The organism is Nonomuraea muscovyensis (genome assembly GCF_014207745.1).
In the GTDB taxonomy this organism is placed as follows: domain Bacteria; phylum Actinomycetota; class Actinomycetes; order Streptosporangiales; family Streptosporangiaceae; genus Nonomuraea; species Nonomuraea muscovyensis.
In genome coordinates, this window is the sequence record NZ_JACHJB010000001.1 from 3,170,835 (window position 1) to 3,197,535 (window position 26,701).

The window sequence follows — 26,701 nt, forward strand, 5'->3', positions numbered from 1 at the left end:
TTTCCCGTGTCCTCAGCAGGCACAATAGGCTCTGGCCGGACGAAGTTCGGGAATTGGGTGATGGAGGCGCGCGTGGACGAACTTGATACGGCGATCATCGTCGAATTGCAGCGCGACGGCCGCCAGACCAACCGCGAGCTGGCCGAGCGGATCGGCATCGCACCCTCGACCTGCCTGGAACGCGTCCGGTCGCTGCGCGCCACCGGGGTGATCGAGGGCTTCCACGCCGAGGTCAACCTCGGCGCCATCGGCCGCCCGGTCCAGGCGCTGATCAACGTCCGCCTGCACCCGAAGATCAGGGAGGCCGTCGAGGGCTTCCGCGACTACGTCACCGCGCTGCCCGAGACGCTGGCGGTGTTCGTGGTGTCCGGCGGCGACGACTTCATCATCCAGGTGGCCGTCCGCGACGCCGGGCACCTGCGCGACTTCGTCCTCGACCACGTCTCCCGGCACCGCAACATCGCCGACGTGCGCACCTCGCTCGTCTACGACCACATCCGCAAGACCTCGATCGAGGTGCTGCCACCGCCCGACCGGCCGAACCGCCCCCGCACCGGGCGCCGCACCCGCTAACCCGCCGGCACCTCGGCCTCGCCGGCGCGGGCCAGGATCTCCTCGACCGTCTCGGCGGGCGTCTGCGCGGACGTGTCGAGCCACAGGCGGATGCGCGGGGTGTCGCGCCTGAGCGTCCCGTCGAGCTGGGCCACGGTCCAGGCGCCGTAGCCGGTCTTCGCCCGGTCCCGCTCGCGCCGCTCGACCGCGGCGGCGTCCGGCGCGAGCACGACGACCAGCAGCGGGCGGCTGCGGACCAGCCCGGCGAACCTCTCCAGCTCCGCGCCGAGCACCACGTCCTGCACGATCGGCGTGAAGCCCGCCGCGAAGAACAGGTCGGCGGCCCCCGCCGCGATGCGGTGGCGCAGCCGGAGCTGCCGCAGCGCCTCATCCTCGCCCTCCGGCGTCATGGCGGCCCCGCCGTTGACGATCATGCGGCGGAACGCGTCGCCCCGGACGTGCGCGGACCGGGGCAGCCGTTCGGCCAGCGCCTGCGCGACCGTCGACTTGCCCGCCGCCATGATCCCGGTGATGAGGAAGACCCTTCGCACGGCTACCGGCCCACCAGCTTGCGCACCCGGTCGGCGCCCACGGTCAGCAGCAGCGTCGGCAGCCGCGGACCGGTCTCGCCCCCCACGAGCAGCCGGTAGAGCAGCGTGAAGAACGCCCGCTGCGCCGTCTTCACCTCGGGCGTCGGCTTGGCGTCGGCGGCCAGCCCGGCCCGCAGCTTCGGCACCCCGTAGACCAGCGTGGTCAGCCCGTCGAGCGACCAGTGCTCGTCCAGGCCGTCGGCCAGCAGCCGCAGCGCCTCGCGATCGTCCTCGCCGAGCGAGCCGAGAAGCTCGTCGTCGGGCGCCTCCCGCACGTGGGTGCGCTGGTCGGCGGGAAGCTGCGTGTCGACCCAGCGCTGCGCGCGGTCGAGCCGCGGGCGGGCCTCGTCCAGCGAGGCGACCGCGTCGAGGTCGCCCAGGATGCGCAGGATCTGCTCGCCGTCGCCGGTCGTGATGTCCACGATCGAGGCCAGGGCCCGGTACGGCACCGCCCGCTCCGTGCCGGTCAGCGGCCCCTCGGCGGTGCGGGTCGCCCGCTCGTACGCGGCCAGCTCGGCCGGCTGGGCCGTGTCGCCGGCCACCTTGCGGCCCAGCGCGTCCCACTCGTCGTACAGCCGGTGGATCTCCTGGTCGAAGGCCACCTTGAACGACTGGGACGGCTTGCGCCTGGCGTACAGCCAGCGCAGCACCGGCGCCTCCATGATCTCCAGGGCGTCGGCCGGCGTCGGCACGTCACCCTTCGAGCTGCTCATCTTGGCCATGCCGGTGATGCCGACGAAGGCGTACATGGGGCCGATCGGCTGCTCGCCGCCGAACACCTCGCGCACGATCGGCTCGCCGACCACCCAGGCCGAGCCCGGCGAGTGGTGGTCCACACCCGACGGCTCGAACACCACCCCCTCGTACGCCCAGCGCATCGGCCAGTCGACCTTCCACACCAGCTTGCCGCGGTCGTGCTCGGCCAGCCGCACGGTCTCGCCGAAGCCGCAGGCGCAGGTGTAGGCCAGCTCGGTGGTGTCGTCGTCGTAGGCGGTGACCGTGGTGGAGTCGCGCTCGCACAGCTCGCAGTAGGGCCGGTAGGGGAAGTAGGGCTTCGGCTGCGGGGCGTCGCCGGTCTGCTTGGTGCGGTACCGGGCGAGGACGGCGTCGATCCGCTCGCGCTCCCGCATGGCCAGCAGGATCTGCTCCCGGTAGGCGCCCGAGGTGTACTGCTCGGTCTGGCCGATGCCGCGGTAGGTGACGCCCAGCTCGGCCAGCGCGGCGGTCATCGGCGCCTTGAAGTGCTCGGCCCAGCTCTCGTGGGAGCTGCCGGGCGGCGCGGGCACGGACGTGAGCGGCTTGCCGATGTGCTCGGCCCACGAGGGGTCCACCCCGGCGGGCACCTTGCGGAAACGGTCGTAGTCGTCCCAGGACAGCAGGTGCACGCAGTCGAGTCCGCGCCGGCGGATCTCGTCGGCCACCAGGTGCGGCGTCATCACCTCACGGAGGTTGCCCAGGTGGATCGGCCCCGACGGGCTCAGCCCGGAGGCGCAGACGATGGGTTTGCCCGGTGCGCGACGCTCCGCCTCGGCGATCACGTCGTCGGCGAACCTGGCGACCCAGTCCGAATCCACGCTGTCTCCTGCGATCATCGCGCCATTCTCGCGGCTCGCGAGGGCTGAGGCCAACGTGATGGCCGTACCGGGCGCGGATCAGGCCGGCGCGCCGGCCTTGAGGACCACGACGGCAACGTCGTCGCTGAGCATGCCCGACTGGAAGGCGGCGACTTCGTCGAGGAGGGCGGCGGCGATGCCGGCCGCGTCCTCGCCCCTGGCCGCCAGCAGCGCCTCCTCCATCCGCCGCTCGCCGAACAGCTCCCTGCCGCGCTGCCCCTCGATCACCCCGTCGGTGTAGAGGACGACCGCCTCGCCCGGATGGACGTCCACGGTCACGTCGCACAGCTGCGGCACGCGCAGCACGCCGAGCAGTGTCCCGGGGCTGCCGATCCGGGACAGGCCCGACGAGGTGAGGAGCACGGGCGGCGGGTGGCCGCCCAGCGCGAGCGTGAGCCGGCAGCCGCCGCCCGGCGTGATGGCCAGGTGCGCGTAGACGGCGGTGAGGAAGCGTTCGGCGCCCCGGTCGATGACGGCCTCGTTGAGGGTGGACAGCAACGCCGACGGGGCGCTGTCGCGTGCTGAGGCGGCACGCAGGGTGTAGCGGGCGAGGCTCGTCACCACGGCCGCCTCCACGCCCTTGCCCTCCACGTCGCCGAGGACCACGGCCCAGCCGCCCGCCGTCTCGTACACGTCGTAGAAGTCGCCGCCGACCTCCTCACCCCGTCCGGCGGGCCGGTAGACGCCGGCCAGATCCACGCCGTCGATGTCGGGCATGGCGGGCGGGACGAAGCTGGCCTGCAGGACCCGGGCCAGCTCGTGGGCCTCCTTCTCGGACTGCTCGGCCCGCTGCCGCGCCCGCAGCAGCTCGCGTTCGTAGCCGCGCCGGTCCGTCGCCGCGAAGACGCAGATCCACACCGCGTCGCCCTTCGTCACGGCGTTCAGCAGCGCGGGCAGCCGGCCGCCGGCCGCGCGGCGGAAGTCCACGGCGATCTCCCGGACCGTGGACTGCAGGGCGAGCAGCGGGGCGAAGTGCGTCTCGTAGTAGATCCGGTCGCCCACGACGAGCAGGTCCTGGACCCGCGCGCGACCGACCAGATCCTCGGCCCGGTGGCCGGTCAGCTCGCAGAAGGTGTGGTTGACCCGCCGCAGCGTGCCGTCGGACGCCGCGACCAGGAAGCCGCACGGCGCGTCCTCGAACAGCTCCTCGAACCCGCCGGTCACGTCCATGGGATCACAGGAAGGCCCGGATCGCCGCGATCGTCTCCTCCGGGGCGCTGAGGTTGGGACAGTGGCCGGTGGCGCGCATCATCACCAGCTCGCTGCCGGGGATCGCCTCGTGCACGTAGCGGCCGACCGCCTCGGGCGCGATCGCGTCGTTCGCGCACTGCAGGATCAGCGACGGGATCTTGCAGCGGGACAGGTCGGCCCGGTTGTCGGACAGGAACGTCACCTGGGCGAACTGCCTGGCGATCTGCGGGTCGGTGCGGCAGAAGCTGTTGGTCAGCTCCTCGCCGAGCTCCGGCCGGTCAGGGTTGCCCATGATGACCGGTGCCATCTCGCTGGACCAGCCGAGGTAGTTGCTGTCGAGCGACTCCAGCAGCTCCTCGATGTCCTCGGCGCTGAACCCGCCCGTGTAGCCCTCGTCGTCGATGTAGCGCGGCGACGGCCCCACGAGCACCAGCCGGCCGAACCGCTCGGGCTCGGCGTTGGCGGCCAGCACGCCGATGAGCGCGCTCACGGAGTGCCCGACGAAGACGATGTCGGTGAGGTCCAGCTCACGGCAGATGTCCAGGAGGTCCTGCGCGTAGCCGTGCAGGCTGGAGTAGCGCTCGGGGGAGTAGGCCGACAGGTCGGACCGGCCGGCGCCGACAAGGTCGAACAGGACGACCCGATGGTCGGCCTCGAAGGCGGGGGCGACCAGGCGCCACATGTTCTGGTCGCAACCGAACCCATGGGCGAACATCACCGGCCTGCCGTCCGGTTGCCCGGAGACGTTGACATGGTTGCGTACCGTCACAGTCATCATCCCGAGGATAGCTGTGCGAATCCTTGCAAAGGCATCAAGTAACGGCCAAGCATCCGCCACCCACGGCACAGGCAGAACGGTCATGGACGGCCAAACCGGCCTGCTGGCCGGTGCGGCCCATCGAGGTGGCTCGCCCGCCCACCTGCCACCTGGTGAATAACAGGAGGCCGGTCGCGTTCCGGATGGATACCCTCTCGCCATGATCATCCGTCCGGAGCGCCTGGAGCGCGGACATCCCTTCCGGCAGTGGAAGACGTGGAAGCTGCCCGGCACCCGGTTGTCCCTCACCGGCTGTTCGCGCGCCAACGACAAGACGTTCTTCCACGTCCCCGAACTTAAGCTCGCCCTGGACGCCGGCCTGGTCGAAGGCCGTCAGGTCGACACGGTGCTGCTGACGCACACGCATCTGGACCACTCCAAGGACCTCGACTTCCTCGCCACACGACCGACCGGAGTCGACATCTACGTGCCCGAGGAGGCGTTACCGTACGTCCGCCGCTACCTGCGCGCCACCACCGAACTGAACCAGGTCGCCGCCTTCGCCCCGGCCCTCGCGGCGGAGGCCCGGGTGCACGGGGTGCGGCCGGGCCAGGAGTTCTCCTTCGGCAGGCACGACTCGCACACGGTCCGGATCGTCCAGACCGAGCACAAGGTGCCCAGCGTCGGCTATGGCGTCGCCGAGAACCGGCGAGCCCTCCTGCCGGAGATGGAGGAGCTCAAGGCGACGCTCGACCCCGCCGAGTTCGGCCGGCTCATCGCCGGCAGGCGCAGGCAGGGCATCGCGGTGGACCGGCAGGTCCAGCGGCCGTTGTTCGCCTACCTCGGCGACACCCACGCTGACGCCCTCGGGCGCAGCCGCTGGATCTTCGACTATCCGGTCATCATCACCGAATGCACCTATCTGGACGATGCCGAACTGGAGCGAGCCCGGCGCGTCGGCCACACCGTGTGGAGCCGGCTCAGGCCGTACGTCCAGGCGCACCCGGACACCCTCTTCGTGCTGACCCATTTCAGCCTGCGCTACTCAGACCGGGAGGTTCTCGCCTTCTTCGAACGCGAGAACCTGACGAACGTGCTGGTGTGGGCCCACCCCGAGAGCCACCTGCCCGAACAGCACCAACACTGATCAGCCCGCCGGCCACGGCCCGGACGCCATACGCTCCGGGGAGGGCGTGGGGTGGTGTTCAACCCTTCACCGAGCGCGCGTCGTCAGCCGCCGGTCACCCGGCCGAGATACTCCAGACTCGGATGGTGCCCTCGTCATGACCGGTCACGACGACGGGCTCGCCGTTGATCTCAGTGGCGGTCATGGCTGTCGGGACCTGCTCGCCAGGGACGGCCAGCGCACCGCCGAGCTGTTCGGCTCGGGCGAGGTCCCAGATCCGGGGTGGTTCCTCGCCGGCCTCGGTGACGGCGAGCAGACGCCCGCCGAGCCGCGTCAGGGTGATGTTCTGGATGGCGTCGGCATGCCCGGACATCGGTGCCCCGAACGGCCGGCCGGTGGTCAGGTCCCAGATCCACAGCAGGTTGTCGCCACCGCCGGTGAGGAACACGGCACGGCCGGCCAGCTCGGTCACCGCGAGGGCGGAGACGTGGCCGCCGGTCTGCCGAGGGCCGCCCACGGCCTGCCCGGTGAGCACGTCCCACACCTCGACGTGGGAGTCCTGACCGCCGGTGACGGCCAGCGGGCGCCCATCCACGACAGCGGCGCTCATCACGCCGTTGTAGCCGCCCGGGATCTCCGCGACGCGCTCGCCGGAGGCGAGCGCTGAGATGAGCAGCACCCCCTCCTCGCTGCTGCTGAGCACCAGCGGTCCGCGTTCGGAGGGGAGGACGGCCAGAGCGGTGACACCCAGGCCATGTCCGGTCACGGTCTTGCCGATCTTCTCGCCGGTGGCCACGTCCCAGCAGCGGACGGCGCCGCCCAGGTAGTCCTCACCAAGCAGGGAGGTCAGGTCGAACCGGCCGCCGCCGGTCACGATCACCGGACGGCCGTCGAGGCTCGCCGCAGTGAGCCGGGAGACGACCTCGTCCGCGTCCGCCTCGCCCTCCTCGTCATCGAGGTCCTCGTCGTCCCGGTCCCAGATGGTCCCTTCGGCGTCGGGGGCCGGATCCTCGGGCGCGGCGCTGTCGAGATCGATGGAGCGTGCGACGCGTTCACCCGTGGTCAGGTCGCAGGTCCACAGGGCGCCGTCGCCGTGTTTGCCGATCACCGCCGGAACGCCGTCCAGGACGAGCGGGGCAAGGGCGTGGACGGCGTCGTCCTCCGGGTCGTGGAAGGAACGCAGGACTCGATGATCACTCATGCGCAGGACCGTAGTCCATGGCACCGACACGCCGGCCACCACGAAAAGCGGCTTCAGGCGATCAGCAGGCGAAGGCCGAGCTCTGCCGCGTCGAGATCGACGAGGTCTCGGTTGCGTACGGCCCACCGACCGGATGCGAGGTCGTTCCGGAGGCTGCGCACCGCGCGCTGCTCGGCCTCCGGCCCGACCCTGGCCCACACCGACATCCCGCGACGGACGTGGTCGTCCAGGTACGCCTCCGGCCGGCGCCAGTAGGCCTCGAAGAAGCCGTCGGCGCAGTCCCACGGAATGAGCACCGGTTCCGTCCGGGCTCCGATCGCGTCGGCCAGCTCGGTCACCGAAGGCCGGCCGGCAAGGAGGTCCGAGAACTCAGGCAGGTAGTCGCGGGTGAGCCAGAACCGACGGAGCCATCCGGTGTCACTGGTGTCGTGCGTGAACACCACCACGCGGCGAGCAACGCGCCGCATCTCACGCAGACCGGCGATCGCGTCCTGCCAGTGATGAACGGAGGAGACAGCCATCGCGGCGTCAAAGGACTGGTCCTCGAACGGCAGCTTCTCGGCGGATCCGACCAGGCACGGCGCAGCGTCCGGAAGGCGCTGCGAACGCATGAGCGCCGACGGCTCCACCGCGAGGACGTGGCGGTCGGGGGGCTCGTAGGACCCGGTGCCCGCCCCGACGTTCAGCACGGTCCAGGCATCGCCGAGCGCGTCCCAGATCCGCGCGGCGATGCGCGGTTCGGTGCGCCGTGTCCCGGTGTAGCCGGCCCCGATGGTGTCGTACAACTGCGCGCCGGACATCGACACTGCCTTTCCGATGTCACCCATCGTCCCCGCACCGTGCCTGTGGCCTGGGTCGTGCCGCTGCGCGGGATGTCCCTTGATCGCCAGTTCACCATACGGATCGGCATGCGAGAAGCCGCCCTGGCAAGCATCCCCTTCACTCTGTAGGGATACTGCGGGGTGTCGTGCACGGATCCTCCAGCACCGAATGGGCCGGCGTGCGGGCGGTCTCGTCCGACATCGCCACGACGGCGGGTTCGGCCGCGTAGTGCACCTCGACTGCCGGGCCGCGTGCTCGGCCTGCTCCTGGGTCTCGGTCACGACGACCGCGACCGGCTTGCCGTGCCAGAAGACCCGTCCGTTCATGATCGGCAGACTCATGGCGGTGGCAGCGACCGGGGACCTGAGCGTGGAGTATGCCCCGGTGGGCTTCATCGGCGGCGCGTTCTCGTGCGTCATCACCAGCACCACCCGGGCGCGCCGCGAGTGCTCGGGAGGAGTCGATGGCGGTGATGCGGCCCTTGGCGATCGCGCTGGGCCCGGTGACGGCGTGGGCGAGCCGCGCGGGGACGCGATCGGCGGTGTAACAAGCCGACGGGTCGCCCGTAGGGCGCCCGCCGGCTGGCGGGTCGGTGTTAGCGGAGCAGTTGGGCTGCGGCCCAGTCGGCGTGGTCGCTGTTGATGCCGTCGCCGGCGTCGGTGACCTTCAGTTCCAGGGTTTTCACGCCGGCGATGCTGATGTCGATGGACTGGGTCGGGCTGGTCGGGGTCATCACGGTCGGGCTCTGGTAGAGCTTGACGCCGTCGCCCCAGACTTGGAAGGTCATGGTCGAGTTGGCGTTGACCTCGTCGTCGACGCCGATGTCCGACTGGAAGCGGGAGTAGGCGCCGTTGAGGGTGTAGGTGATGCTGCCGTTGGCGTGGATGCCCAGGCCTTTGGCGTAGCTGGTGCCGTTCAGCCTGATCGGGTTCCCGTCGACGCTCTTGTCCTTCTGGACGGTGCCGAAGTCGCTTCTGGCGCTGCTCCAGGTGAGGCCGCTGAGTGCGGTAGGTGTCTGCTGGATGAGCTTGGCTGCGGCCCAGTCGGCGTGGTCGCTGTTGATGCCGTCGCCGGCGTCGGTGACCTTCAGTTCCAGGGTTTTCACGCCGGCGATGCTGATGTCGATGGACTGGGTCGGGCTGGTCGGGGTCATCACGGTCGGGCTCTGGTAGAGCTTGACGCCGTCGCCCCAGACTTGGAAGGTCATGGTCGAGTTGGCGTTGACCTCGTCGTCGACGCCGATGTCCGACTGGAAGCGGGAGTAGGCGCCGTTGAGGGTGTAGGTGATGCTGCCGTTGGCGTGGATGCCCAGGCCTTTGGCGTAGCTGGTGCCGTTCAGTCTGATCGGGTTCCCGTCGACGCTCTTGTCCTTCTGGACGGTGCCGAAGTCGCTTCTGGCGCTGCTCCAGGTGAGGCCGCTCAGATCGACGGCCTGTCCGTCTCCGCTGGTGGTGACGGTGACGGCGTTGCTGGCCTCGGAGATGTTCTGGGCGGCGTCGACCGCCTTCACGGTGAAGGTGTACGGCGTCGAGGCCGTCAGGCCGGTCGCGGTGAAACTCGTGCCGGTCGATGACCCGGCGAGCGTGGTGCCGCGGTAGACGTTGTAGCCCGTCACGGCGACATCGTCGGTGGACGCGGACCACGTCAGGGCGACGCTTTTCGAGGTCACGTTGGTCGCGGTGAGCCCGGTTGGCGCGCTGGGTGCGGTGATGTCCCCCGTGGTGGTCCCGGCGTTCGCGGTCACGGTCGCGCCGGCGGCCACCGGCACGGTCACGTAGGACACCGTCTTGCCGTACAGCGACTTGGTCTGCGGGGTGTGAGGGGTGCCGTTCACGGTGATCGTGGCAGGGGTGCCGTAGAACTGGGCTTTCCAGGTGACGGTGCCGCCGGAGTTGTTGGTCAGCGTGGAGGCCTTGGTGCCGGTGTGCTTGAGCTTCAGGTCGTTGTCGCCGACCTTGAGGTGGTCGATCTCCACCCACGGCGTCTCGGACGTCAACCGCGAGACGGTCGCCACCGTGTCGTGCGGGGCGTCCGGCTGCACGCCCATCATGCCGTCGATGACGCTGCTGACCGTCGCGAAGGAGATCTCAGGGTAGGTGTCGCGGCCGGTCATGAGCTTCTTGAGCCAGGCCCAGCCCTCGGAGGACCGGTTGTACTGGTAGTACATCTCCGGCAGGTAGGAGGTCGCCTCGACGTTCAGGTCGTCGTCGTTGGCGGCGATGAAGTCGAGGTAGCTGTCAGTCCGGGGGCCGTAGTCGCCGAGGCCGGTGAGCATCATCAGGAAGCTGGCCTCGTGCCCCCAGCTGCTGTAGCCGGTGCCGGCGGCGTCCTTGCCACGGTGGTACCGGTTGTTCGACGCGTCCCACCAGTTCTTCTCGAAGTAGTCGCGGACCCGCTGGGCGCGGTTGGCCCACTTTGAGCTGCCGGCGCTGTCGCTCTTCGCCTTCAGGATCTCCGAGTAGGCCAGCATCGACTGGTAGTAGAACCCGAGTGAGTCGCCTGCGGAGGTGAGGTTCTCGTTCGGGAACTCGAAGTAGGTCGCCAAGTACTCCCCGGGCTGCTTCTTCGGGACCGGCTGTTCGTCGGCCGGGTTGGCGTCGTTCCAGGTCACCTCGTGATTGGTCAGGAACGCGCCCATGGTTGAGTCGTAGTAGGCGGAGAGGGTCGGGTCGTTGATCCAGTCCGTGTTGCCGGTCCACTGGTACTGCTTGTAGGCCTTGGCCATCAGGTTGAACGGCGAGGGCAGTTCGCGGAAGCCGGTGCCGTCGATGTAGTACATGGCGCCGTAGGAGCTGTGCGCCCACAGCGGCCAGCCGTTCTGGCCCGGGTCGTCGGCGTCGCCGGCGAAGGTCTTGAACATGTTGAAGGTCTCGGCGTCCAGGCCGAGCGCGTGCGCGCCGTCGGACTGGTGGGTGATGTCCCGGTTGTAGAAGGACTCGCGGTTGGTGTAGGCGCCCCAGTAGCCGGGCTGCACCTCAGTGTGCGTGGCATCCTTGAGGCGCCACCACTCGGCTTCGTGGCCCATCATCGGGTTGCCGGGGTAGAACGTCATGCCCAGGGCCCGGTCCTTGCCCCAGTTGAAGCCGTCGTTCAGCGTCGCGTTCGGTGAGTTGATGGTCAGCGTGCTGGTCGGCGGCCCGACGTACTGCTGGATGGTGATCTTGTCAACGCGCGGCACCTCGCCGGCGGAGGTGGCCGTCAGCACGATGACGTCACCGGCCTTGAGCGCGATCTTGCTCGTGGTGCGGGTATCGATGTTCTTAGGGTCGGTGTCGTCGGTGCCCCACCGCCGGGCCGTCGCCCAGGAGTCAACCGGGGTGGAGTTCACGGAGATCTTGTACGTCACGCCGTTCTCGGCCATGGCGTTGTAGCGCGTGATGAGGTCGTACGTTCCCGTGGTGCCGGTGAAGCCGGTGCGGGCGGTGCTCGTCTGTCCAGCCACGCCCTTGGCGTAGGTGACGTTGTCGACGGACGCGCCGTTCCAGGTGTGGTTCACGGTCTCCGTCGAGAAGTTGGTCAGCGCCATGTTCTCGACTTCGACCACGTAGGGACCGGCCGCCGTCGCCGCCAGCGCGGGTGCGGGGGGAACGGCGACTGCGGTGCCGACTGATGCGAGTAAGGCGGATAAGGCACAGGCCAATCGACGCATGTGCGATCGATCCTTTCGGGTGGGGGGTGTTCTTTCGAGAGCGGTCGGCCTCGACCGCCCGTCTGTGGGGGCGGATCGTTCCGGGACAGGGCTGGTCGTCGGCGTTCCGGACCCTAGCCGCCTTCGCGTGTCGCCGGTTTCGTTGCCTGGGAGGGCGGCTGGCCAGCACCGGCTCCCGAACCCTTCAGAGCCGGTTGGGTGCTCGATCCGTAGGCCGAGAGCAACGCGCCACTCGCTGTCAGCGCGCTGAGCTGGAGAAATGAACGATGGTTCATGAGCTATCTCCCGCGGGGGACTACGGCGACGATACTCCCGCGGCTTGCACGAATTCAATGAAAACTTTCGCCTCTTCTTGCGGATGGCACTCAGTGATGCGCATGGCACCGTCGACTCGGATGACTGGATCGGCCTCTGCCTCCAGCCTGAACGGTCTGGACCCCGCCACGGCGAAGACCTGCACGATCCTGTGCAGGACCCGTATCACCCCCGGCCTGGGCGCTCGGAACCTGCGGGACTTGAGCGCGGAAGATGTGACAAGTGGCTCGCCACCAAGTCGAAGACACTTAGCACCCGGACCCTTCAGGGCCTCCACGGCCGCCTGAACCGCGCGATCAAGCGAGCGTTGGCACGGGACAAGGTCGAGCGGAACGTAGTGGCCCTGTGCTCGGTCCCGAAGGGGAAGGAAGGACGCCCGTCTGAGACCGTGTCCTATGTGGTGAGCCGGATGAACCGCTTGTAGCAGCACAGTGCGGCAGCGAGCCCGAGAAAGGCCAGGTAGTTGCCGGAGTAGCGTTCGTAGCGGATGGTGGCCGGCGATAACCGATCAGCCAGGACATGGTCCGCTCGATCACCCCCCGGTGCCGGCCTAATCGCTGGCTGGACTCGACTCCCTTGCGCGCGATGCGAACCGCGATGCGCTTGCCGCGCAGCCGTCGGCGCAGGTCATTGCGGTCATACGCCTTGTCCGCGTAGAGCTTGCCGGGCTTGACGCATCTGCCGTGGCGAGGGTCGCGTCTCGTTTGGAGCTCAGTCACGATGGGTTTGAGGGCTTCGCCCTCGTGGGTGTTGCCAGATGAGACACCGACCACGACGGGCAGTCCGGACCGGTCGGACAGGACGTGCATCTTGGAACCCGGCTTGCCCCATCTCTCTCGGGTTCGCCCCCGACGGCAAGCGCCAGCGCCTCAAGCGAAAGGCTAAGACCAAGACTGCGGTCAAGGACAAGCTGATCAAGGCCGTCAAAGACCTTGAGACCGGCGTCACCGCATCGGAGACCTACACCGTGCGAGATGCCGTCAACGACTGGCTCAGCAAGGGCCTGAAGGGCCGTTCTGAGGGAACCATCACCAAGCTGCGCATCCCCGCCGAGACGCACGTAATCCCGAAGCTGGGCAAGATCAAGCTTCAGCAACTACGTGCGGACCACGTGGACGAGTGGCTTGACGAGCTCTCAAGCGACCTGGCCACCCGGACGCTACGAGACGTCCATAGCGTCTTGAAGCGGGCCATCAGACAAGCTCAGGCGCGTGACCTGGTGCTCAGGAACGTTGCCGAGCTGGTCACCACGCCTACGGGCACGGACGGGCGGCCCAGCAAGGCTCTCACCCGGCAACAGGCAGAAGCCGTGCTTCAGGCCGCAGAGTCGTCTGAACTGCACGCGTACGTGGTAATCAGCCTCACCACGGGCATCCGCACCGAGGAAGCCCGCGCGCTCCGCTGGGACCACGTCGTCGCCTGGATCCCGAGCCTCAAAAGTGGCAGCCGGTGACCCAGGCCGGGTTAAAGCACAAGAGGTTCGCCATCTACGTGTGGCGCGCCGATCGAGTAGGAGGTGACACCAAGACCCGCAAATCGCGGCGCACGCTGGAACTGCCCACGCTCGCCGCTCACAGCCTCAAGCAACACCACGCACGCCAAGCCGCCCACAAGCTCAAGGCCGGTGAGGCGTGGCAAGACCACAACTTGGTGTTCTGCACGAGCGTCGGTACTCCGCTGGATGCTGCGAACGTACGGCGAGTGTTCCGACACATCACCAAGAACGCGGGGATCGGAACCGGCTGGACACCCCGCGAACTGCGTCACTCGTTCGTCTCCATCATGAGTGACCAGGGCGTACCCATCGAGACCATCGCCGATCTCGTTGGGCACGCGGGCACCAGCGTCACGGAAGCGGTCTACCGGTACCAGCTCAAGCCGGTGATCACCAAGGGCGCCCACACCATGAACACAATCTTCGGTGACTAGCCGACGGGTTGAGTTCAAGTGAGATGGCTCCCCGATTGGCTCCTATCGACTTCCAGAAACGGAAAAGGGCCCAACCCGCTTAGCGGATCAGACCCTCTACCTGGCCAAATTCTGTCGGGGTGGCGGGATTTGAACCCACGACCTCTTCGTCCCGAACGAAGCGCGCTGCCAAGCTGCGCTACACCCCGGTGCACACCGTCTTGCGCGTGCTTGGGAAAGTCTAGCGGACTTCGGGGGTGCTCGTGACCGTCAGCGCCTCGGAACGAGAGTCAGCAGCGAAGCCTCCGGGAAACACGCGAAGCGGGCCGGGGCGTACGGCGAGGTGCCGAGGCCGGCGGAGACGTGCAGCCAGGCCGAGTCGTGGTGGCTCAGACCCTTCACGCGGGCCCGGTCGATGCCGCAGTTGGTGACCAGGGCGCCGTAGAAGGGGATGCAGAGCTGGCCGCCGTGGGTGTGGCCGGCCAGCAGCAGTTCGTAGCCGTCGGCGGCGAAGCGGGTCATGTTGCGCGGCTCCGGCGAGTGCATCACCCCGAGGCGCAGGTCGGCGTCGGCCGGAGCCGGGCCGGCGACCAGGTCGTAGCGGTCGCGGTCGATGTGGGAGTCGTGGATGCCCGCCACCGCCACGTCGAGGTCGCCGACCTTGATCCGGGCCGTGGTGTTGTTCATGTCGAGCCAGCCCTCGGCCGCCATGCCCGCGCCGAGCTCCTCCCAGGGGAGGGACGGGACGTACTGGCGCCGGTCGTTCTTGGAGGTGCGCCACAGGTAGCGGACGGGGTTCTTCGGCTTGGGGGCGTAGAGGTCGTTGGAGCCGTAGACGAACAGGCCGGGGCGCGACAGCAGCGGCTCCAGCGCGTGGAGCAGCGCCGGGACGGCCTCCGGGTGGGCGATCGAGTCGCCGGTGTTGACGACCAGGTCGGGCTCCAGCGAGCCGAGCGAGCGCACCCAGTTGATCAGCATGCTGCGGCGCGGCGTCAGGTGCAGGTCGGACAGGTGGAGGATGCGCACGGGGCGCCGGCCGGGCGGCAGGACCGGCACGTCGAAACGGCGCAGCCGGAACCAGTTGCGCTCGACGACCGAGGCGTAACCGAGCCCGGCGAGACCCAGGCCCAGCATGGACAGTGGCACAGCGACGGCTTTCCTCACGTACTCATGATGCCCGACCGTGGACACGGGCCGCCCGCCCAGACGGCAAGATGGACGGCATGAGCGCATTGAAGGACAAGCTGAAGGCCGACCTCACGGCCTCGCTGAAGAGCCGCGACGAGGTACGCCTGCGGACGATTCGGATGGCCCTGGCGGCGGTGAACGTCGAGGAGGTCGCCGGCAAGGCGGCCCGGCAGCTCTCCGACGACGAGATCGTCAAGGTGCTGACCAAGGAGGCCAAGAAGCGGCGGGAGGCGGCCGAGGCGTTCCGCGGCGCGGGGCGCACCGAGCAGGCCGACGCCGAGCTGGCCGAGCAGGCCGTGCTGGAGGAGTACCTTCCGGCGCAGCTCTCCGACGAGGAGCTGCGGAAGCTGGTCGACGAGGCCGTCGCCGAGACGGGCGCGTCGGACCCGCAGGCGATGGGCCAGGTGATGAAGGTGGTCAACCCGAAGGTCGCCGGGCGCGCCGAGGGCGGCCGGGTCGCGGCGGCCGTCCGCGCGCGCCTGTCGAGCTGAGCGAAAGAGGCCTCCGCCGGTGAGCGGAGGCCTCTCGTGGTGAGCCCGTCGTGGCCCCGGGGGCCGGTCGCGGGCCCGCGGTGGGTCAGTTGCGGCGGCCGAACGGGTTGTCCCGGTCGCCGGACCTGTCGCGGCCCTCGCCGTTGCCGGGCCGGTCGAACTGGTCGTCGAGCTGGTCGACCAGCTCGGGCTCGTCCTCGCCCCTCGGCTCCTCCTGCTTCCGCTTGGGCGCGCAGCCCGTGCCGCAGCCGCCGAAGCGCGACTGGTCGGCGGCGGTGAACTCGGCCGCCTCGACGCCCTTGAGCGCCCCGATCATGGAGTCCTTCCAGATGCGGCCGGAGATCGAGGCGCCGTACACGTAGCCGTAGTAGCGCCCGCCGATGGTGACGCCGATCAGCTTGTGGCTGAAGGCGCCGCGCGGGTCGCCCAGGCTGACCGCGCTGGCCAGGTTGGGCGTGTAGCCGGCGAACCAGGCCGCCGTGTAGTCGTCGGTGGTGCCGGTCTTGCCCGCGGCGTCCCTGCCGATGCCGCCGACCTCCCGCATCGTGCCCTTGGTGAACACCCCGGACAGGATGCTGCTCACCGCGTCGGCCACCTCGGGGTCCATGGCCTTCTCGCACTTGGGCTTGAACTGCTTGACCTTGCCGTCGCGGTCCGTGTACTCGGTGATCGCCAGCGGCCTGCAGTACTGGCCGCGGGAGGCGAAGACGGCGTAGGAGTTGGCCACGGTGACCGGGTCGACCTCGTTGATGCCGAGCGTGTAGGTCTCGTACTCGCCGAGCGGCTTGCCGTCGGCCCGCTTGAGGCCGAGGCGCTTGGACAGCTCGATGACCTTGCACAGCCCGACCCGCTCCTCCAGCTTCATGAAGAAGGTGTTGACCGAGCCCCAGGTGCCGGTCTGCAGGGTCTTGAAGCCGCCGCCGCCCTCACTGGAGTTGCGCACCGGGTGCTTGGGGTCGCCGACCCGGTTGCCCTTGCAGTCGCGGAAGGCGCTGTAGCTCGGCGCGTAGTAGGTGGAGCCGGTCGCGAGGCCGTCGTTGAGCTTGAAGCCGTTCTCCAGCGCCGCCGCCAGCGTGTAGGCCTTGGCGGTCGAGCCCTGCTGGAAACCGACGCCGCCGCCGTGCTTGGCGTCGGCGACGATGTTGTAGCTCATCTCGTTCTTCTTCTTGCTGCGGCCGAACGCGCGGGAGGCGGCCATGGCCTTGATCTCGCCGGTGCCCGGCACGACCATGGCCTGCGAGGCGACGGGCTTGTCCTTGGTGCTGACGTACTTCTTGATCGCCTTCTCGGCGGCCGCCTGCATCTTGGGGTCGATCGTGGTCTTGATGTCCAGGCCGCCGCGCTGGAGGAGCCGCTGGCGCTCCTTCGGGGTCTTGCCGAAGCTCTCGTTGTTGAGGATCTCGTGCTGGACGTAGAGGCAGAAGTACGGGTACTCGCTCTCCTCGCAGCCGCCGCGGACCTCGGTGTCCTTCCAGCCGAGCTTCTTGGCCTTGGCCTCGGCCGCCTGCTGCGGGGTGATCTTGCCCAGCTCGGCCATCCTGTCGAGCACGGTGTTGCGCCGTTCGACCAGGGCCTGCTGGGCCTTCTTGCCGCGGTTGGGGTCGGTCCGGTCGGGGTTCTGGACGGCTCCGGCGAGGGTGGCGGCCTGGACGAGGCTGAGCTCGGAGGCGGGCTTGCCGAAGAACCGCTTGGCCGCGGCCTGGATGCCGTGGGCGCCGGCGCCGAAGTAGGCGATGTTGAGGTACTTCTCCAGGACCTGGTCCTTGGAGTACTTGCTCTCGATCGCCATGGCGTGGCGCAACTCCTTGAGCTTGCGCGCCACCGTCGGGGCCTGCGCCGCCTGCACCTCCTCGGGCGTCTCGGCGGCGTTGATCAGCACCTGCTTGACGTACTGCTGGGTGATCGACGAGCCGCCCTGCGCCACGCCGCCGGTGGTCATGTTCTTGAGCAGGGCGCGGGCCGTGCCCTCGATGTCGATCGGGCCGTGCTCGTAGAAGCGGAAGTCCTCGATCGAGATCAGCGCCGTCCGCATGATGGGCGCGACCTTGTCGAGCGACACCGACTCGCGGTTTTCGAAGTAGAACCGCGCGATCTGCTTGCCGTTGGCGTCGCGCAGCAGGGTGCGCTCCGAGAGCGGAGGCTCGTCGAGCGGCTCCGGCTTCAGGTTGAGCTGTTCCATCCCGCTCTTGGCGGCGACGCCGGCGCCGCCGACGGCGGGCAGCGCCACGGCAGCCGTGAGCACGCCTGCGGCCGCTCCGGCGGCGATCAGGCGCACGACGTTCACGATCGGAGAGGAACGATCTTTACCCTGAGCTTGCACAGCACCAAGGGTACGTCGAAAGAGTGGCCTTATCGGTAACTGGGCCCCATTTCGCCTTGACTGGTAGGGGTGACTAGTCATTCCCGGTCAACACTGGCGCGAGAAATTGGTCCTCTGGGGTCTGTCGGCCCGAACGTCTCGTTGCGTACGTTCTCCCTGCGGCAACTGAATACGGAGGCTCGGCGCCCGCGCCCGTCGGCCCCAAATGACGACTGACCACCTAAGGGGAGTGGGGTCGAAAAATGTGGATCACGGATTGGACCTCCCGTGCCGCCTGTCGAGGTGCGGACCCGGACGCACTGTTCGTCCAGGGGGCCGCTCAGAACAGGGCAAAGCTGATCTGCCGAGGATGCCCGGTCCGTACCGAATGCCTCGCCGATGCGCTGGACAACCGCATCGAGTTCGGGGTGTGGGGCGGTATGACCGAACGCGAGCGTCGGGCGCTGCTGAGGCGGCGGCCGGACGTGGACTCATGGCGCGACCTGCTTGAGTCCGCCAAGGAAGAGTACGAACGCACCAATGAGCTGATCGCGGGCTGACCGGCCCGCGAGTACGGCCGGCGTACCACGCCGGCCGTACTCATGTGCCTGCCAGGAGCTCCCCGATCCGGCGCAGACCCGTCAGGTCGTGGACGTCCTCGGACATGGCGCGGACCTGGACGACCGGGACCGTCGGGTGCGCGGAGACGAAGTGCTCCTGCTCCCGGTGCTCGCGAGCCGCGAGTTGCATCCTGCCGGTGTGTAGCCGCAGCACGGCAGCGGTCAGCTCGTGCTCGCGCCGCGACTCCAGGTCCTCGGCCGCGGCGGCGCTCCGGGCCGCGGACAGCGTCGGCGCGGGTGACTCGTGCACCCGGTTGACCACCAGGCCGGCGAGGGGCATGCGCTCCTCGGCCAGCCGTTCGACGAAGTAGGACGCCTCGCGCATCGCGTCACGCTCGGGCACGGCCACGACGACGAACGCGGTGCCGGGCGCCTGCAACAGCTTGTAGGTCATCTCGGCGCGCTGCCTGAACCCGCCGAAGACGGCGTCCAGCGCGGAGACGAACGTCTGCAGGTCCTTGAGCACCTGCGCGCCGAGCAGCTTGGTCATGGCGCCCGCCACCAGCCCGAACCCGGCGTTGAGCAGCCGGAAAGCGTTGCGCCCGCCCGCCTTGGCGGGGGCGGTCAGCAGGCGGATGAACTTGCCGTCGAGAAACCTGCCGAGCCGCTCGGGCGCGTCGAGGAAGTCGAGCGCCGAGCGCGACGGCGGGGTGTCGACCACGATCAGGTCCCACTCGTCGGAGCGGCGGAGCTGGCCGAGCTTCTCCATGGCCATGTACTCCTGTGTGCCGGCGAAGCTGGACGACAGCGACTGGTAGAAGGGGTTCGACAGGATCTGCCGGGCCCGCTCGGGGTCGGCGTGCGCCTCGATGATCTCGTCGAACGTGCGCTTCATGTCGAGCATCATGGCGTAGAGCTGGCCGCCGCTCTCGTGCGAGCTGACCAGGCGCGGCGTGTTGTCCAGCTCGGTGAGGCCCATCGACTGGGCCAGCCGCCTGGCCGGGTCCACGGTCAGCACGACCGCGCACCTGCCCCGTTCGGCGGCACGCAGGCCGAGCGCGGCGGCCGTCGTGGTCTTGCCCACGCCGCCGGCTCCGCAGCAGACGATGATCCGCGTGCCCGGGTCGTCGACGATCGCGTCGAGGTCGAGGCGGGCGGGCTTCTTCACGATGCTCCCTGGGTGCGGATGCTCTCGGCCAGCTCGTACAGGCCGGCCAGGTCGACGCCGTCGGCGAGGAGCGGCAGCTCGTAGCGGGGCAGCGACGCCTGCTCCAGCGACTCGCGCTCGCCGTGCTCGATCTCGGTCCGGCGGGCGTGCTCGACGACCTCCTCGGCCAGCGCCTCGGCGACCGTGGCGGCGTCGGTCCCGTCGGCCAGCCCGGCCGCCTTGAGTCCGAGAGTCAGTTCGGCGACGTCGAACCCGCCCCTGACAGCCGAGTCAAGAGCGGCCTGCGGGAGCTGGGATTCGCGCACCATGTTGATGAAGACGCCGCCGGGCGGCAGGCCCGCCGCGCGCAACTCCTCGATGCCGTCGAGCGTTTCCTGAACCGGCATCTCCTCCAGGAGCGTGACGAAGTGCACCGCCGTCTCGGGTGACTTCACCACGCCGCTCACCAGGTCGGAGTGATGCTTGATCGGCCCGACCTTGGCCAGGCCCGCCACCTCCTGGGTGACGTTGAGAAAACGGGTGATGCGGCCGGTCGGCGGGGCGTCGAGCACGACGGCGTCGTAGACCCGCCTGCCGTTCTTGCCGCGCCGGCGCACGGCCTCCGTCGTCTTGCCCGTGACGAGCACGTCGCGGAAGCCGGGCGCGACGGTGGTCGCGAAGTCGACGATGCCCATCTTGGTCAGCGCCCGGCCGGCGCGGCGCATCCCGTAGAACATCTCCATGTACTCGAGCATGGCCTCCTCGGGATCGACGGCCAGCGCGTAGACGTCGCCGCCCGACGGCGCCACGGCGATCTTGCGCTCCTCGTACGGCAGCGGCGGCAGGTCGAAGATCTGGGCGATGCCCTGCCTGCCCTCGACCTCCACCAGCAGCACCTTGCGCCCGCCCGAGGCCAGCGCCAGCGCGAGGGCGGCGGCCACCGTGGTCTTGCCGGTGCCGCCCTTGCCGGTGACGACGTGCAGCCGCACGCCATCCCAATCGGTGTCCCGAGACTCCACGTTTTCGAGGCTACCGAACGGTCACTTGCGGCAGGCCGACGCCTGCCCTTTGACATTGCTCACACTACGCTGAGCCCCATGAAGAAATGGGAGTACCTCACGGCCCCCGTGCTGATCCACAACACCAAGATGATCCTCGACAACTTCGGCGCCGACGGCTGGGAGCTGGTCCAGATCCTGCAGGGCGCCACGCCCGAGCAGCTGGTCGCCTACTTCAAGAGGGAGAAGCAGTGACGCCCGAGCAGAAGCTCGCCGACCTCGGTCTGACGCTGCCCGAGGTGGTGCCGCCGCTGGCCGCCTACGTGCCGGCCGTCCGTACCGGCGACCTCGTCTACACCTCCGGCCAGGTCCCCATGGTGGACGGCAAGCTGGCGCGCACCGGCAAGCTGGGCGCCGAGCTGACCGTCGACGAAGGCAAGGAGCTGGCCCGCATCTGCGCGCTGAACGCGCTGGCGGCGCTGAAGTCGGAGGTCGGTGACCTGGGGAGGATCGTCCGGGTCGTCAAGGCGGTCGTGTTCGTGGCCAGCGCTCCCGACTTCACCGGGCACCCGCAGGTGGCCAACGGCGCCAGCGAGCTGCTCGGCGAGGTGTTCGGCGAGGCGGGCAAGCACGCGCGCAGCGCGGTCGGCGTGGCCGCCCTGCCGCTGGACGCCCCCGTCGAGGTGGAGCTCATCGCCGAGGTGTCCTGACCGGCCGCCGGATCCTGACCGGCTGCCATCCGAAACGGAGGTCATGTGACTGGTCTTCCGCTCCCGGGCGAGCTCGGGGAGCACGCGAGACGGGTCCTCGCCGGCAGGGTCCGGCCGGTCCCCGCGCGCGACGCCGCCACGGTGGTGATCCTGCGCGCGGGGCCGGCCGACGGGATGCAGGTCTACCTGCTGAGACGCAGCGCCACCATGGCCTTCGCCGCGGGCGCGTACGTCTTTCCCGGCGGCTCGGTCGACCCGCGCGACGCCGACCAGGCCGTGGCCTGGGCAGGCCCGTCACCGGCTGAGTGGGGCAAGGACCTCGGCGCCGACGAGGCCGTCGCGCGCGGGCTGGTGTGCGCGGCCGTACGGGAGACGTTCGAGGAGAGCGGCGTGCTGCTCGCCGGGCCGGACACCGGTTCGGTGGTCGCCGACACCACCGGCGACGACTGGGAGGCCGACCGGCTCGCGCTCATCGACCGGAGCCTGGCCTTCGCCGACTTCCTGGCCAGGCGCGGGCTGGTGCTCCGGTCCGACCTGCTCAAGGTGTGGGCCCACTGGATCACTCCAGAGGTCGAGACGAGGCGCTTCGACACGAGGTTCTTCGTCGCCGCGCTGCCGGAGGGGCAACGCACCCGCGACGTCGGCGGCGAGGCCGACCACGTCGTCTGGCACCGCCCCGCCGAGGCGCTGGAGCTGGCCCGGAGCGGCTCGATCTTCCTCATGCCGCCCACGTACCGCACGCTGGACGAGCTGGCCGGCCACGACGGGGTCGGCGCGGTGCTGGCGGCCCGGCGCGAGATCGTCACCACGATGCCCACGGTCGTGGAGGTCGACGGCGAGTTGCGGCTGGTGATCCCGTGAGCGGCCTGCGCATCCCGGCCGGTGGCGGCCCCGACGGCTCGCGCACCGCCCACGCCGAGAACGTCCTGGCGCCCAACCCGTCACCGATGACCCTCGACGGCACCAACACCTGGATCATCGGCACCCGCGACGCCGTCGTCGTCGATCCGGGGCCGGACGACGAGCGCCACCTGCGCAGGCTCACCGACCACCTCGGCGGGCGGCGCGTCACCCACATCCTGCTCACCCACGGTCACCACGACCACAGCGGCGCCGCCCGGCGCTTCGCCGAGCTGGTCGGCGCGCCCGTGCGGGCGCTCGATCCCCGGCACCGGCTGGGCGAGGAGGGGCTGGGCGACGGCGACGTGGTGACCGTCGACGGCATCGAGATCCACGTGCACGCCACGCCGGGGCACTCGTTCGACTCGCTGTGCTTCTGGCTGCCCGCCGATCGCGCCATGCTGACCGGCGACACCGTGCTCGGCCGGGGCACGACCGTCATCGCGCCCGACGGACACCTCGCCGACTACCTGCGCAGCCTCGACCGGCTCCGGAGCCTGGCGGAGAGCCTGGACGCCGTGGCGCTGCTGCCCGGCCACGGGCCGGTGCTGGCCGACCCGATCGGCGCGCTCGACGGCTATCTCACCCACCGGCGCCAACGCCTCGACCAGATCAGGGCGGCCCTGCGGCAGGGCGCGCGCACCCCCAGGGAGATCGTGGAGATCGTGTACGCGGAGGTGGACGAGAAGCTCTGGCCCGCCGCCGAGATGTCGGTGCGGGCTCAGCTCGACTACCTGGAGCGGTTGTAGAGCCGGTCCATGTCGAGGATCACCACGGCCTTGGCCTCGATGCGCAGCCAGCCGCGCTGGGCGAAGTCGGCCAGGGCCTTGTTGACCGTCTCACGGGAGGCGCCGACGAGTTGTGCCAGCTCCTCCTGGGTGAGGTCGTGGTGGACGCGCGTGCCGTCGTCGGTCTTGGTGCCGAACCGCTCGGCCAGGTCGAGCAGCTGCTTGGCCACCCGTCCGGGAACGTCGGTGAAGACCAGGTCGGCCAGCACGTCGTTGGTGCGCCGCAGCCGCTGGGCGAGCGCGCGCAGCAGGTGGAGCGCCACCTCGGGGCGGCCGGTCAGCCAGGGGCGCAGGTCGTCGTGGCCCAGCCCGGCCAGGCGGACGTCGGTCAGCGCGGTCGCGGTGGCCGTGCGCGGCCGTGGGTCGAAGAGCGACAGCTCGCCGAACATCTCACTCGGGCCGAGGACACTGAGCAGGTTCTCGCGACCGTCGGGTGACTGGCGCGAGAGCTTGATCTTGCCTTCCAGCACGACGTAGAGCCGGTCGCCCGTCTCGTTCTCGTGGAAGAGCGTCTGTCCCTTGGACAGTTGGACCTCCGTGATGCTCGTGCGCAGCGCCGCGGCGCTCTCACGGTCGAGCGCGGCGAACAGGGGGGCCTTGCCCAGGACATCGTCGGTGTTCACTCTGCCTCCTCTGCTGCCATTGTGACGCACCCCACTTCAGGCGGCGCACTTAGGCTAGGGGAATGCCTCAAGAGTCAAGGCTCGCCCTCGTCCGTCGCGCTCGCCGGATGAATCGCATCCTGGCGGAAACCTATCCCGACGCCCACTGCGAGCTCGACTTCGGTACCCCTCTCGAACTTCTCATCGCGACGATCCTCTCCGCCCAGTGCACGGACAAGCGGGTCAACATGGTGACCCCTGTCCTGTTTGCGAAGTATCCCACCGTGGAGGACTACGCCAACGCCGATCCGCGCGAGATGGAGGAGATCATCCGCTCGACCGGGTTCTTCCGCGCCAAGACCAACAGCATCATCGGCATGGCCCGCGCGGTGTCCGAGCGGCACCGCGGCGAGGTGCCGGGCAAGCTGAAGGACCTGGTCGCCCTGCCCGGCGTGGGCCGCAAGACCGCCAACGTCGTGCTCGGCAACGCCTTCGGCGTGCCGGGGCTCACCGTCGACACCCACTTCCAGCGCCTGGTGCGGCGCTTCGGCTGGACCGACGAGACCGACCCGGTCAAGATCGAGCACTTCGTGGGCGAGCTGATCCCCAAACGGGAGTGGACCGTCTTCTCCCACCGGGTCATCTGGCACGGCCGCCGCATCTGCGTCGCGCGCAGGCCCGCCTGCGGCGCCTGCCCGCTCGCCACTCTGTGCCCCTCCTACGGCACGGGCCCCACCGATCCCGTCGAGGCGGCCAAGCTGGTGCGATCGGGTCCTTTCTCGTGACCGGGAAGCTCGGGCCGGGCCCGAGCGTTGGAGATGGCGTGATCGTGGTGCCCGACTGGCTCGACAGACTCGCGGCGCAGGCCGCACTCATCTCCGTCCCCCCGGCGCTGCGCCCGCCCGCCGGCCGCGGCCGGGAGGCCGCGGTGCTGATGCTCTTCGGGGAGGGGCCGCTCGGGCCTGACGTGCTGCTCATCCAGCGCAGCTCGCGCGGACGCCGGCATGCCGGGCAGCCCGCGTTCCCCGGCGGCGGCGTCGATCCCGGCGACGGCGGTCCGGTCGGGGCGGCGCTGCGCGAGGCGGCCGAGGAGACCGGCCTCGACCCCGGCGGGGTGACCGTGCTGTGCGCGCTGCCCGAGCTGTACCTCTCCCACAGCGACAACCGGGTGACCCCCGTCGTCGGCTGGTGGCACGACCCCTGCGCCGTGCACGCGGCCTCGCCCGACGAGGTCGACTCCGTCGAGCGCGTGCCGGTCTCCGAGCTGGTCGATCCGGTCAACCGGTTCACGCTGCGCCTTCCCCGCGGCTTCGCCGGGCCCGCGTTCCGGGTCCGGGGGATGCTCGTGTGGGGGTTCACGGCGATGCTGCTCGACCAGGTGCTGAGCGAGGGCGGGCTGGACCGGCCGTGGGATCCGGGCCGGGTGGAGGAGATGCCGCCCGACGTCCTCGACCTGACGGCGCGCGGCTAGCCGGACTCCGGGTCGCCGCCCGTGGTCAGGGTGAGGCCGAGCGCGGCCCAGTCGGCCACGTCGGTGTCGCCGTCGGCCGACAGCCTGCGCAGCGCCTCCAGCCCCGCCCGGTCGGGCGGGGCGCCGAGCACATGCTGCAGCGCGTACGCAGCTCCGTACCTCACCCGGGCGTCCTCGTGGGCGGCCAGGTCGATCACCGACGGCAGCGCGCGCGGGTCGCCGAGGTGGCCGAAGGCGATGAGCACCGAGTAGAGCACCATCGCGTCCTGCTCATCGGCCGCCAGGTAGCGCAGGACGGGGAGCGTGCGGTCCACGAACGAGCCCAGCATGCCCATGATGTCGACGCCCAGCAGGCGCTCATCGACGTCGTCGGCCGCGCAGAGCCGCCTGGCCTCGATGAAGGTCTCCAGATCGCCGCGCTCGCGCAGCATCGAGATCACCTGCCACCGCACCGGCCCGTCGGGATCGGTGTCGGCCAGGGCGGCCTCGACGAGGCGGCGCACTGATCCTTCGGCTGGCGGCATACGGCCCAAGGTAGTCAGCGGGGTGACGCCGTCCTGGCGGAAGACGTGCACACTTGACCCTATCGCTGGTTACCTTTGAAGCGTGCGCGGTGATCTGCTCGACCTCATCCTGATCGGCCTCGTGATCGCCTTCGGCATCTCCGGCTACCGGCAGGGATTCATCATCGGGGTCATGAGCTTCGTGGGGTTCGTGGGCGGGGCCGTGCTCGGGGTGTTCATCTCGCCGCCCATCTCCAAGGCCGTGGTCGACGGAGACACCCCGCAGTCGCTGCTCGCCATCGTGATCGTCTTCCTGTCGGCCACGATCGGCCAGTTCGCCTCCTCGACGATCGGCGCCGTGGTGCGCAGCCACGTGACGTGGGAGCCGGCCAAGGTCGCCGACGCGGTCGGCGGCACGTTCGCCAGCGCCCTGTCGGTGCTGGTGATCGCCTGGCTGATCGGGTCGCTGGTGGTCTCGACGTCGTTCACGCCGCTGGTCGAGCAGGTGAAGAACTCCATGCTGCTGACCACGGTCGACGAGGCCGTCCCGCAGGCCGCGCGCAACTGGCAGACGCCGTTCAAGAAGTTCATCGACCGCTCGGAGTTCCCGCCCGTCTTCGACGCCATCGGCGCGGGCACGCTCGTCGACGTGCAGCCCGCGCCGCGCAGCATCCTGCAGGGCGCCAAACTGGGCCGCGCCCAGCGCGCCATCGTCAAGGTGCAGGGCAACGCCCAGAGCTGCAACAAGCACATCGAGGGCACCGGCTTCGTCTACGCCCGCGAGCGGATCATGACCAACGCCCACGTGGTGGCGGGCGTGACCCGCGAGCTGCAGGTCATCGACTCGCGCAACAGGCGGCACAAGGCCACGGTGGTCCGCTACAACCCGCAGCGCGACATCGCCGTCCTCTACGTGCCTGGGCTGGACCTGCCGCAGCTCACCTTCCAGGGCGACGGGGAGAAGGGCGACAACGCGATCGTCGCGGGCTTCCCCAAGGGGCAGGGGTTCACCGCCGAGCCGGCCCGCATCAGCAGCCGGCTCGACGCCGAGGGGCCCGACATCTACCGCAGCACCAACGTCACCCGCCAGGTCTACGCCATCCGCGGCAAGGTGCTGCCCGGCAACTCCGGCGGGCCGCTGCTCACCGTCGACGGGCGCGTCTACGGGGTGATCTTCGCTGCGGCGATCAGCAAGGAGGAGACCGGCTACGTGCTCACCGCGGCCGAGGTCAGGCCCGACGCCGACCAGGGCCGCACCGACACCTCGCCGGCCAGCACCCAGGGTTGCGACTAGGAGCTGTTTGGGATTCGGATCTTGGT

Annotated in this window: 27 protein-coding genes and 1 tRNA gene; 13 read left to right on the top strand and 15 right to left on the bottom strand. The window is 69.7% G+C overall.

The genetic code is table 11. The features are described 5' to 3' along the window. The first annotated feature begins 72 nt into the window (after positions 1-72). Entirely contained in the window at positions 73-573 is a 501-nt protein-coding gene (locus FHU36_RS15055; RefSeq protein WP_312891596.1) for an Lrp/AsnC family transcriptional regulator, read from the top strand. On the opposite strand, the gene FHU36_RS15060 is transcribed toward FHU36_RS15055, so the two are convergent. The 4 genes from FHU36_RS15060 to FHU36_RS15075 form a co-directional block, all read right to left on the bottom strand. After that, entirely contained in the window at positions 570-1,103 is a 534-nt protein-coding gene (locus FHU36_RS15060) for an AAA family ATPase (protein ID WP_185084293.1), read from the bottom strand. The genes FHU36_RS15055 and FHU36_RS15060 overlap by 4 nt on opposite strands. Before the next feature lie 2 nt (positions 1,104-1,105). Beyond that, on the bottom strand, positions 1,106-2,716 hold the full coding sequence (gene lysS / locus FHU36_RS15065) for a lysine--tRNA ligase (RefSeq protein ID WP_312891597.1): 1,611 nt from the start codon (positions 2,714-2,716) through the stop codon (positions 1,106-1,108). Between the two features lie 78 nt (positions 2,717-2,794). Then, on the bottom strand, positions 2,795-3,925 hold the full coding sequence (locus tag FHU36_RS15070) for a PP2C family protein-serine/threonine phosphatase (RefSeq protein ID WP_185084295.1): 1,131 nt from the start codon (positions 3,923-3,925) through the stop codon (positions 2,795-2,797). Between the two features lie 4 nt (positions 3,926-3,929). Then, positions 3,930-4,721, bottom strand: a complete 792-nt coding sequence (locus tag FHU36_RS15075) for an alpha/beta fold hydrolase (protein WP_185084297.1) — start codon at positions 4,719-4,721, stop codon at positions 3,930-3,932. 202 nt (positions 4,722-4,923) lie between these two features. Here FHU36_RS15075 and FHU36_RS15080 point away from each other — a divergent pair, with 202 nt between their 5' ends. Next, complete coding sequence (locus tag FHU36_RS15080; protein ID WP_185084298.1) at positions 4,924-5,850, top strand: MBL fold metallo-hydrolase; 927 nt, start codon at positions 4,924-4,926, stop codon at positions 5,848-5,850. 94 nt (positions 5,851-5,944) lie between these two features. Here FHU36_RS15080 and FHU36_RS15085 read toward each other — a convergent pair whose 3' ends face one another. The 4 genes from FHU36_RS15085 to FHU36_RS46805 all read right to left on the bottom strand — a co-directional run bounded on the left by FHU36_RS15085 (position 5,945) and on the right by FHU36_RS46805 (position 12,625). Beyond that, on the bottom strand, positions 5,945-7,030 hold the full coding sequence (locus FHU36_RS15085; RefSeq protein ID WP_185084299.1) for a WD40 repeat domain-containing protein: 1,086 nt from the start codon (positions 7,028-7,030) through the stop codon (positions 5,945-5,947). 53 nt (positions 7,031-7,083) lie between these two features. Next, entirely contained in the window at positions 7,084-7,857 is a 774-nt protein-coding gene (locus FHU36_RS15090) for a class I SAM-dependent methyltransferase (RefSeq protein WP_221495896.1), read from the bottom strand. Between the two features lie 590 nt (positions 7,858-8,447). Next, positions 8,448-11,396 (bottom strand): NPCBM/NEW2 domain-containing protein, encoded by a 2,949-nt coding sequence (locus FHU36_RS46320; protein WP_185084300.1) that lies wholly within the window; start codon positions 11,394-11,396, stop codon positions 8,448-8,450. A gap of 716 nt (positions 11,397-12,112) precedes the next feature. Then, a complete protein-coding gene (locus FHU36_RS46805) occupies positions 12,113-12,625 on the bottom strand; it encodes a transposase (protein WP_221495897.1) in 513 nt (170 codons plus the stop codon). Between FHU36_RS46805 and FHU36_RS43500 the strand changes: the two genes are divergently transcribed. Both FHU36_RS43500 and FHU36_RS43505 read left to right on the top strand, forming a co-directional pair. Next, positions 12,574-13,269, top strand: a complete 696-nt coding sequence (locus FHU36_RS43500; protein WP_246502050.1) for a tyrosine-type recombinase/integrase — start codon at positions 12,574-12,576, stop codon at positions 13,267-13,269. The two genes, FHU36_RS46805 and FHU36_RS43500, sit on opposite strands and share 52 nt — an antisense overlap. Beyond that, the gene (locus FHU36_RS43505) at positions 13,266-13,745 is read left to right on the top strand and encodes a site-specific integrase (protein ID WP_312891598.1); all 480 of its coding nucleotides are present in this window, start codon (positions 13,266-13,268) and stop codon (positions 13,743-13,745) included. Before FHU36_RS43500 ends, FHU36_RS43505 begins: the two co-directional genes overlap by 4 nt. A gap of 114 nt (positions 13,746-13,859) precedes the next feature. On the opposite strand, the gene FHU36_RS15110 is transcribed toward FHU36_RS43505, so the two are convergent. Together FHU36_RS15110 and FHU36_RS15115 are read right to left on the bottom strand one after the other, a co-directional pair. Then, positions 13,860-13,933, bottom strand: a tRNA-Pro gene (locus tag FHU36_RS15110). A gap of 61 nt (positions 13,934-13,994) precedes the next feature. After that, positions 13,995-14,858 carry a metallophosphoesterase gene (locus tag FHU36_RS15115; protein WP_185084840.1) on the bottom strand — a complete coding sequence of 288 codons (864 nt, stop codon included), beginning with the start codon at positions 14,856-14,858 and terminating at the stop codon, positions 13,995-13,997. Positions 14,859-14,947: 89 nt separating this feature from the next. Between FHU36_RS15115 and FHU36_RS15120 the strand changes: the two genes are divergently transcribed. Beyond that, positions 14,948-15,403 (top strand): GatB/YqeY domain-containing protein, encoded by a 456-nt coding sequence (locus FHU36_RS15120; RefSeq protein WP_185084302.1) that lies wholly within the window; start codon positions 14,948-14,950, stop codon positions 15,401-15,403. Positions 15,404-15,488: 85 nt separating this feature from the next. On the opposite strand, the gene FHU36_RS15125 is transcribed toward FHU36_RS15120, so the two are convergent. Further along, positions 15,489-17,687 (bottom strand): transglycosylase domain-containing protein, encoded by a 2,199-nt coding sequence (locus tag FHU36_RS15125; protein ID WP_312891599.1) that lies wholly within the window; start codon positions 17,685-17,687, stop codon positions 15,489-15,491. Positions 17,688-17,965: 278 nt separating this feature from the next. Here FHU36_RS15125 and FHU36_RS15130 point away from each other — a divergent pair, with 278 nt between their 5' ends. Continuing rightward, positions 17,966-18,262, top strand: a complete 297-nt coding sequence (locus tag FHU36_RS15130) for a WhiB family transcriptional regulator (protein ID WP_036326687.1) — start codon at positions 17,966-17,968, stop codon at positions 18,260-18,262. Between the two features lie 40 nt (positions 18,263-18,302). Here the strand turns inward: FHU36_RS15130 and bagB are convergent, their stop codons facing one another. Both bagB and bagA read right to left on the bottom strand, forming a co-directional pair. After that, positions 18,303-19,430: an ATPase BagB gene (gene bagB / locus FHU36_RS15135; protein ID WP_185084304.1), complete on the bottom strand. Its 1,128-nt coding sequence runs from the start codon at positions 19,428-19,430 to the stop codon at positions 18,303-18,305. Further along, positions 19,427-20,428 (bottom strand): ATPase BagA, encoded by a 1,002-nt coding sequence (gene bagA / locus FHU36_RS15140; protein WP_185084305.1) that lies wholly within the window; start codon positions 20,426-20,428, stop codon positions 19,427-19,429. Before bagA ends, bagB begins: the two co-directional genes overlap by 4 nt. A 78-nt stretch (positions 20,429-20,506) precedes the next feature. On the opposite strand from bagA, the gene sp36 reads away from it, so the two are divergent. From sp36 to FHU36_RS15160, 4 genes are read left to right on the top strand one after another with little or no spacing between them, the layout of a single operon-like run. Next, on the top strand, positions 20,507-20,662 hold the full coding sequence (gene sp36 / locus FHU36_RS15145; protein WP_165959776.1) for a Sp36 family protein: 156 nt from the start codon (positions 20,507-20,509) through the stop codon (positions 20,660-20,662). Continuing rightward, on the top strand, positions 20,659-21,117 hold the full coding sequence (locus tag FHU36_RS15150) for a RidA family protein (RefSeq protein WP_185084306.1): 459 nt from the start codon (positions 20,659-20,661) through the stop codon (positions 21,115-21,117). Before sp36 ends, FHU36_RS15150 begins: the two co-directional genes overlap by 4 nt. A 45-nt stretch (positions 21,118-21,162) precedes the next feature. Further along, positions 21,163-21,978 (top strand): NUDIX hydrolase, encoded by an 816-nt coding sequence (locus FHU36_RS15155; RefSeq protein ID WP_185084307.1) that lies wholly within the window; start codon positions 21,163-21,165, stop codon positions 21,976-21,978. Next, the gene (locus FHU36_RS15160) at positions 21,975-22,766 is read left to right on the top strand and encodes an MBL fold metallo-hydrolase (RefSeq protein WP_312891600.1); all 792 of its coding nucleotides are present in this window, start codon (positions 21,975-21,977) and stop codon (positions 22,764-22,766) included. The genes FHU36_RS15155 and FHU36_RS15160 overlap by 4 nt, the downstream gene beginning before the upstream one ends. On the opposite strand, the gene FHU36_RS15165 is transcribed toward FHU36_RS15160, so the two are convergent. Next, positions 22,748-23,428 (bottom strand): Crp/Fnr family transcriptional regulator, encoded by a 681-nt coding sequence (locus tag FHU36_RS15165; RefSeq protein ID WP_185084308.1) that lies wholly within the window; start codon positions 23,426-23,428, stop codon positions 22,748-22,750. The two genes, FHU36_RS15160 and FHU36_RS15165, sit on opposite strands and share 19 nt — an antisense overlap. 62 nt (positions 23,429-23,490) lie before the next feature. Between FHU36_RS15165 and nth the strand changes: the two genes are divergently transcribed. Both nth and FHU36_RS15175 read left to right on the top strand, forming a co-directional pair. After that, positions 23,491-24,192, top strand: a complete 702-nt coding sequence (nth, locus tag FHU36_RS15170) for an endonuclease III (protein ID WP_185084309.1) — start codon at positions 23,491-23,493, stop codon at positions 24,190-24,192. A 38-nt stretch (positions 24,193-24,230) separates the two neighbouring features. Continuing rightward, positions 24,231-24,878 (top strand): NUDIX hydrolase, encoded by a 648-nt coding sequence (locus tag FHU36_RS15175; RefSeq protein ID WP_185084310.1) that lies wholly within the window; start codon positions 24,231-24,233, stop codon positions 24,876-24,878. Here FHU36_RS15175 and FHU36_RS15180 read toward each other — a convergent pair. Next, positions 24,875-25,402 (bottom strand): HEAT repeat domain-containing protein, encoded by a 528-nt coding sequence (locus FHU36_RS15180; protein WP_185084311.1) that lies wholly within the window; start codon positions 25,400-25,402, stop codon positions 24,875-24,877. The two genes, FHU36_RS15175 and FHU36_RS15180, sit on opposite strands and share 4 nt — an antisense overlap. 82 nt (positions 25,403-25,484) lie before the next feature. Here FHU36_RS15180 and FHU36_RS15185 point away from each other — a divergent pair, with 82 nt between their 5' ends. Further along, a complete protein-coding gene (locus tag FHU36_RS15185) occupies positions 25,485-26,675 on the top strand; it encodes a MarP family serine protease (protein ID WP_185084312.1) in 1,191 nt (396 codons plus the stop codon). Positions 26,676-26,701 lie beyond the last annotated feature (26 nt).

Excerpts from the sequence above, each read along its gene's own strand:
- FHU36_RS15085 (WP_185084299.1), bottom strand. The coding sequence starts at position 7,030 with ATGAGTGATCATCGAGTCCTGCGTTCCTTCCACGACCCGGAGGACGAC.
- FHU36_RS15115 (WP_185084840.1), bottom strand. The coding sequence starts at position 14,858 with ATGCTGGGCCTGGGTCTCGCCGGGCTCGGTTACGCCTCGGTCGTCGAG.
- FHU36_RS15120 (WP_185084302.1), top strand. The coding sequence starts at position 14,948 with ATGAGCGCATTGAAGGACAAGCTGAAGGCCGACCTCACGGCCTCGCTG.
- FHU36_RS15090 (WP_221495896.1), bottom strand. The coding sequence starts at position 7,857 with ATGGGTGACATCGGAAAGGCAGTGTCGATGTCCGGCGCGCAGTTGTAC.
- FHU36_RS15070 (WP_185084295.1), bottom strand. The coding sequence starts at position 3,925 with ATGGACGTGACCGGCGGGTTCGAGGAGCTGTTCGAGGACGCGCCGTGC.
- FHU36_RS15080 (WP_185084298.1), top strand. The coding sequence starts at position 4,924 with ATGATCATCCGTCCGGAGCGCCTGGAGCGCGGACATCCCTTCCGGCAG.
- FHU36_RS15075 (WP_185084297.1), bottom strand. The coding sequence starts at position 4,721 with ATGACTGTGACGGTACGCAACCATGTCAACGTCTCCGGGCAACCGGAC.
- FHU36_RS43500 (WP_246502050.1), top strand. The coding sequence starts at position 12,574 with ATGAGACACCGACCACGACGGGCAGTCCGGACCGGTCGGACAGGACGT.
- sp36 (WP_165959776.1), top strand. The coding sequence starts at position 20,507 with ATGAAGAAATGGGAGTACCTCACGGCCCCCGTGCTGATCCACAACACC.
- FHU36_RS15130 (WP_036326687.1), top strand. The coding sequence starts at position 17,966 with ATGTGGATCACGGATTGGACCTCCCGTGCCGCCTGTCGAGGTGCGGAC.
- nth (WP_185084309.1), top strand. The coding sequence starts at position 23,491 with ATGCCTCAAGAGTCAAGGCTCGCCCTCGTCCGTCGCGCTCGCCGGATG.
- FHU36_RS46805 (WP_221495897.1), bottom strand. The coding sequence starts at position 12,625 with ATGCACGTCCTGTCCGACCGGTCCGGACTGCCCGTCGTGGTCGGTGTC.
- FHU36_RS15180 (WP_185084311.1), bottom strand. The coding sequence starts at position 25,402 with ATGCCGCCAGCCGAAGGATCAGTGCGCCGCCTCGTCGAGGCCGCCCTG.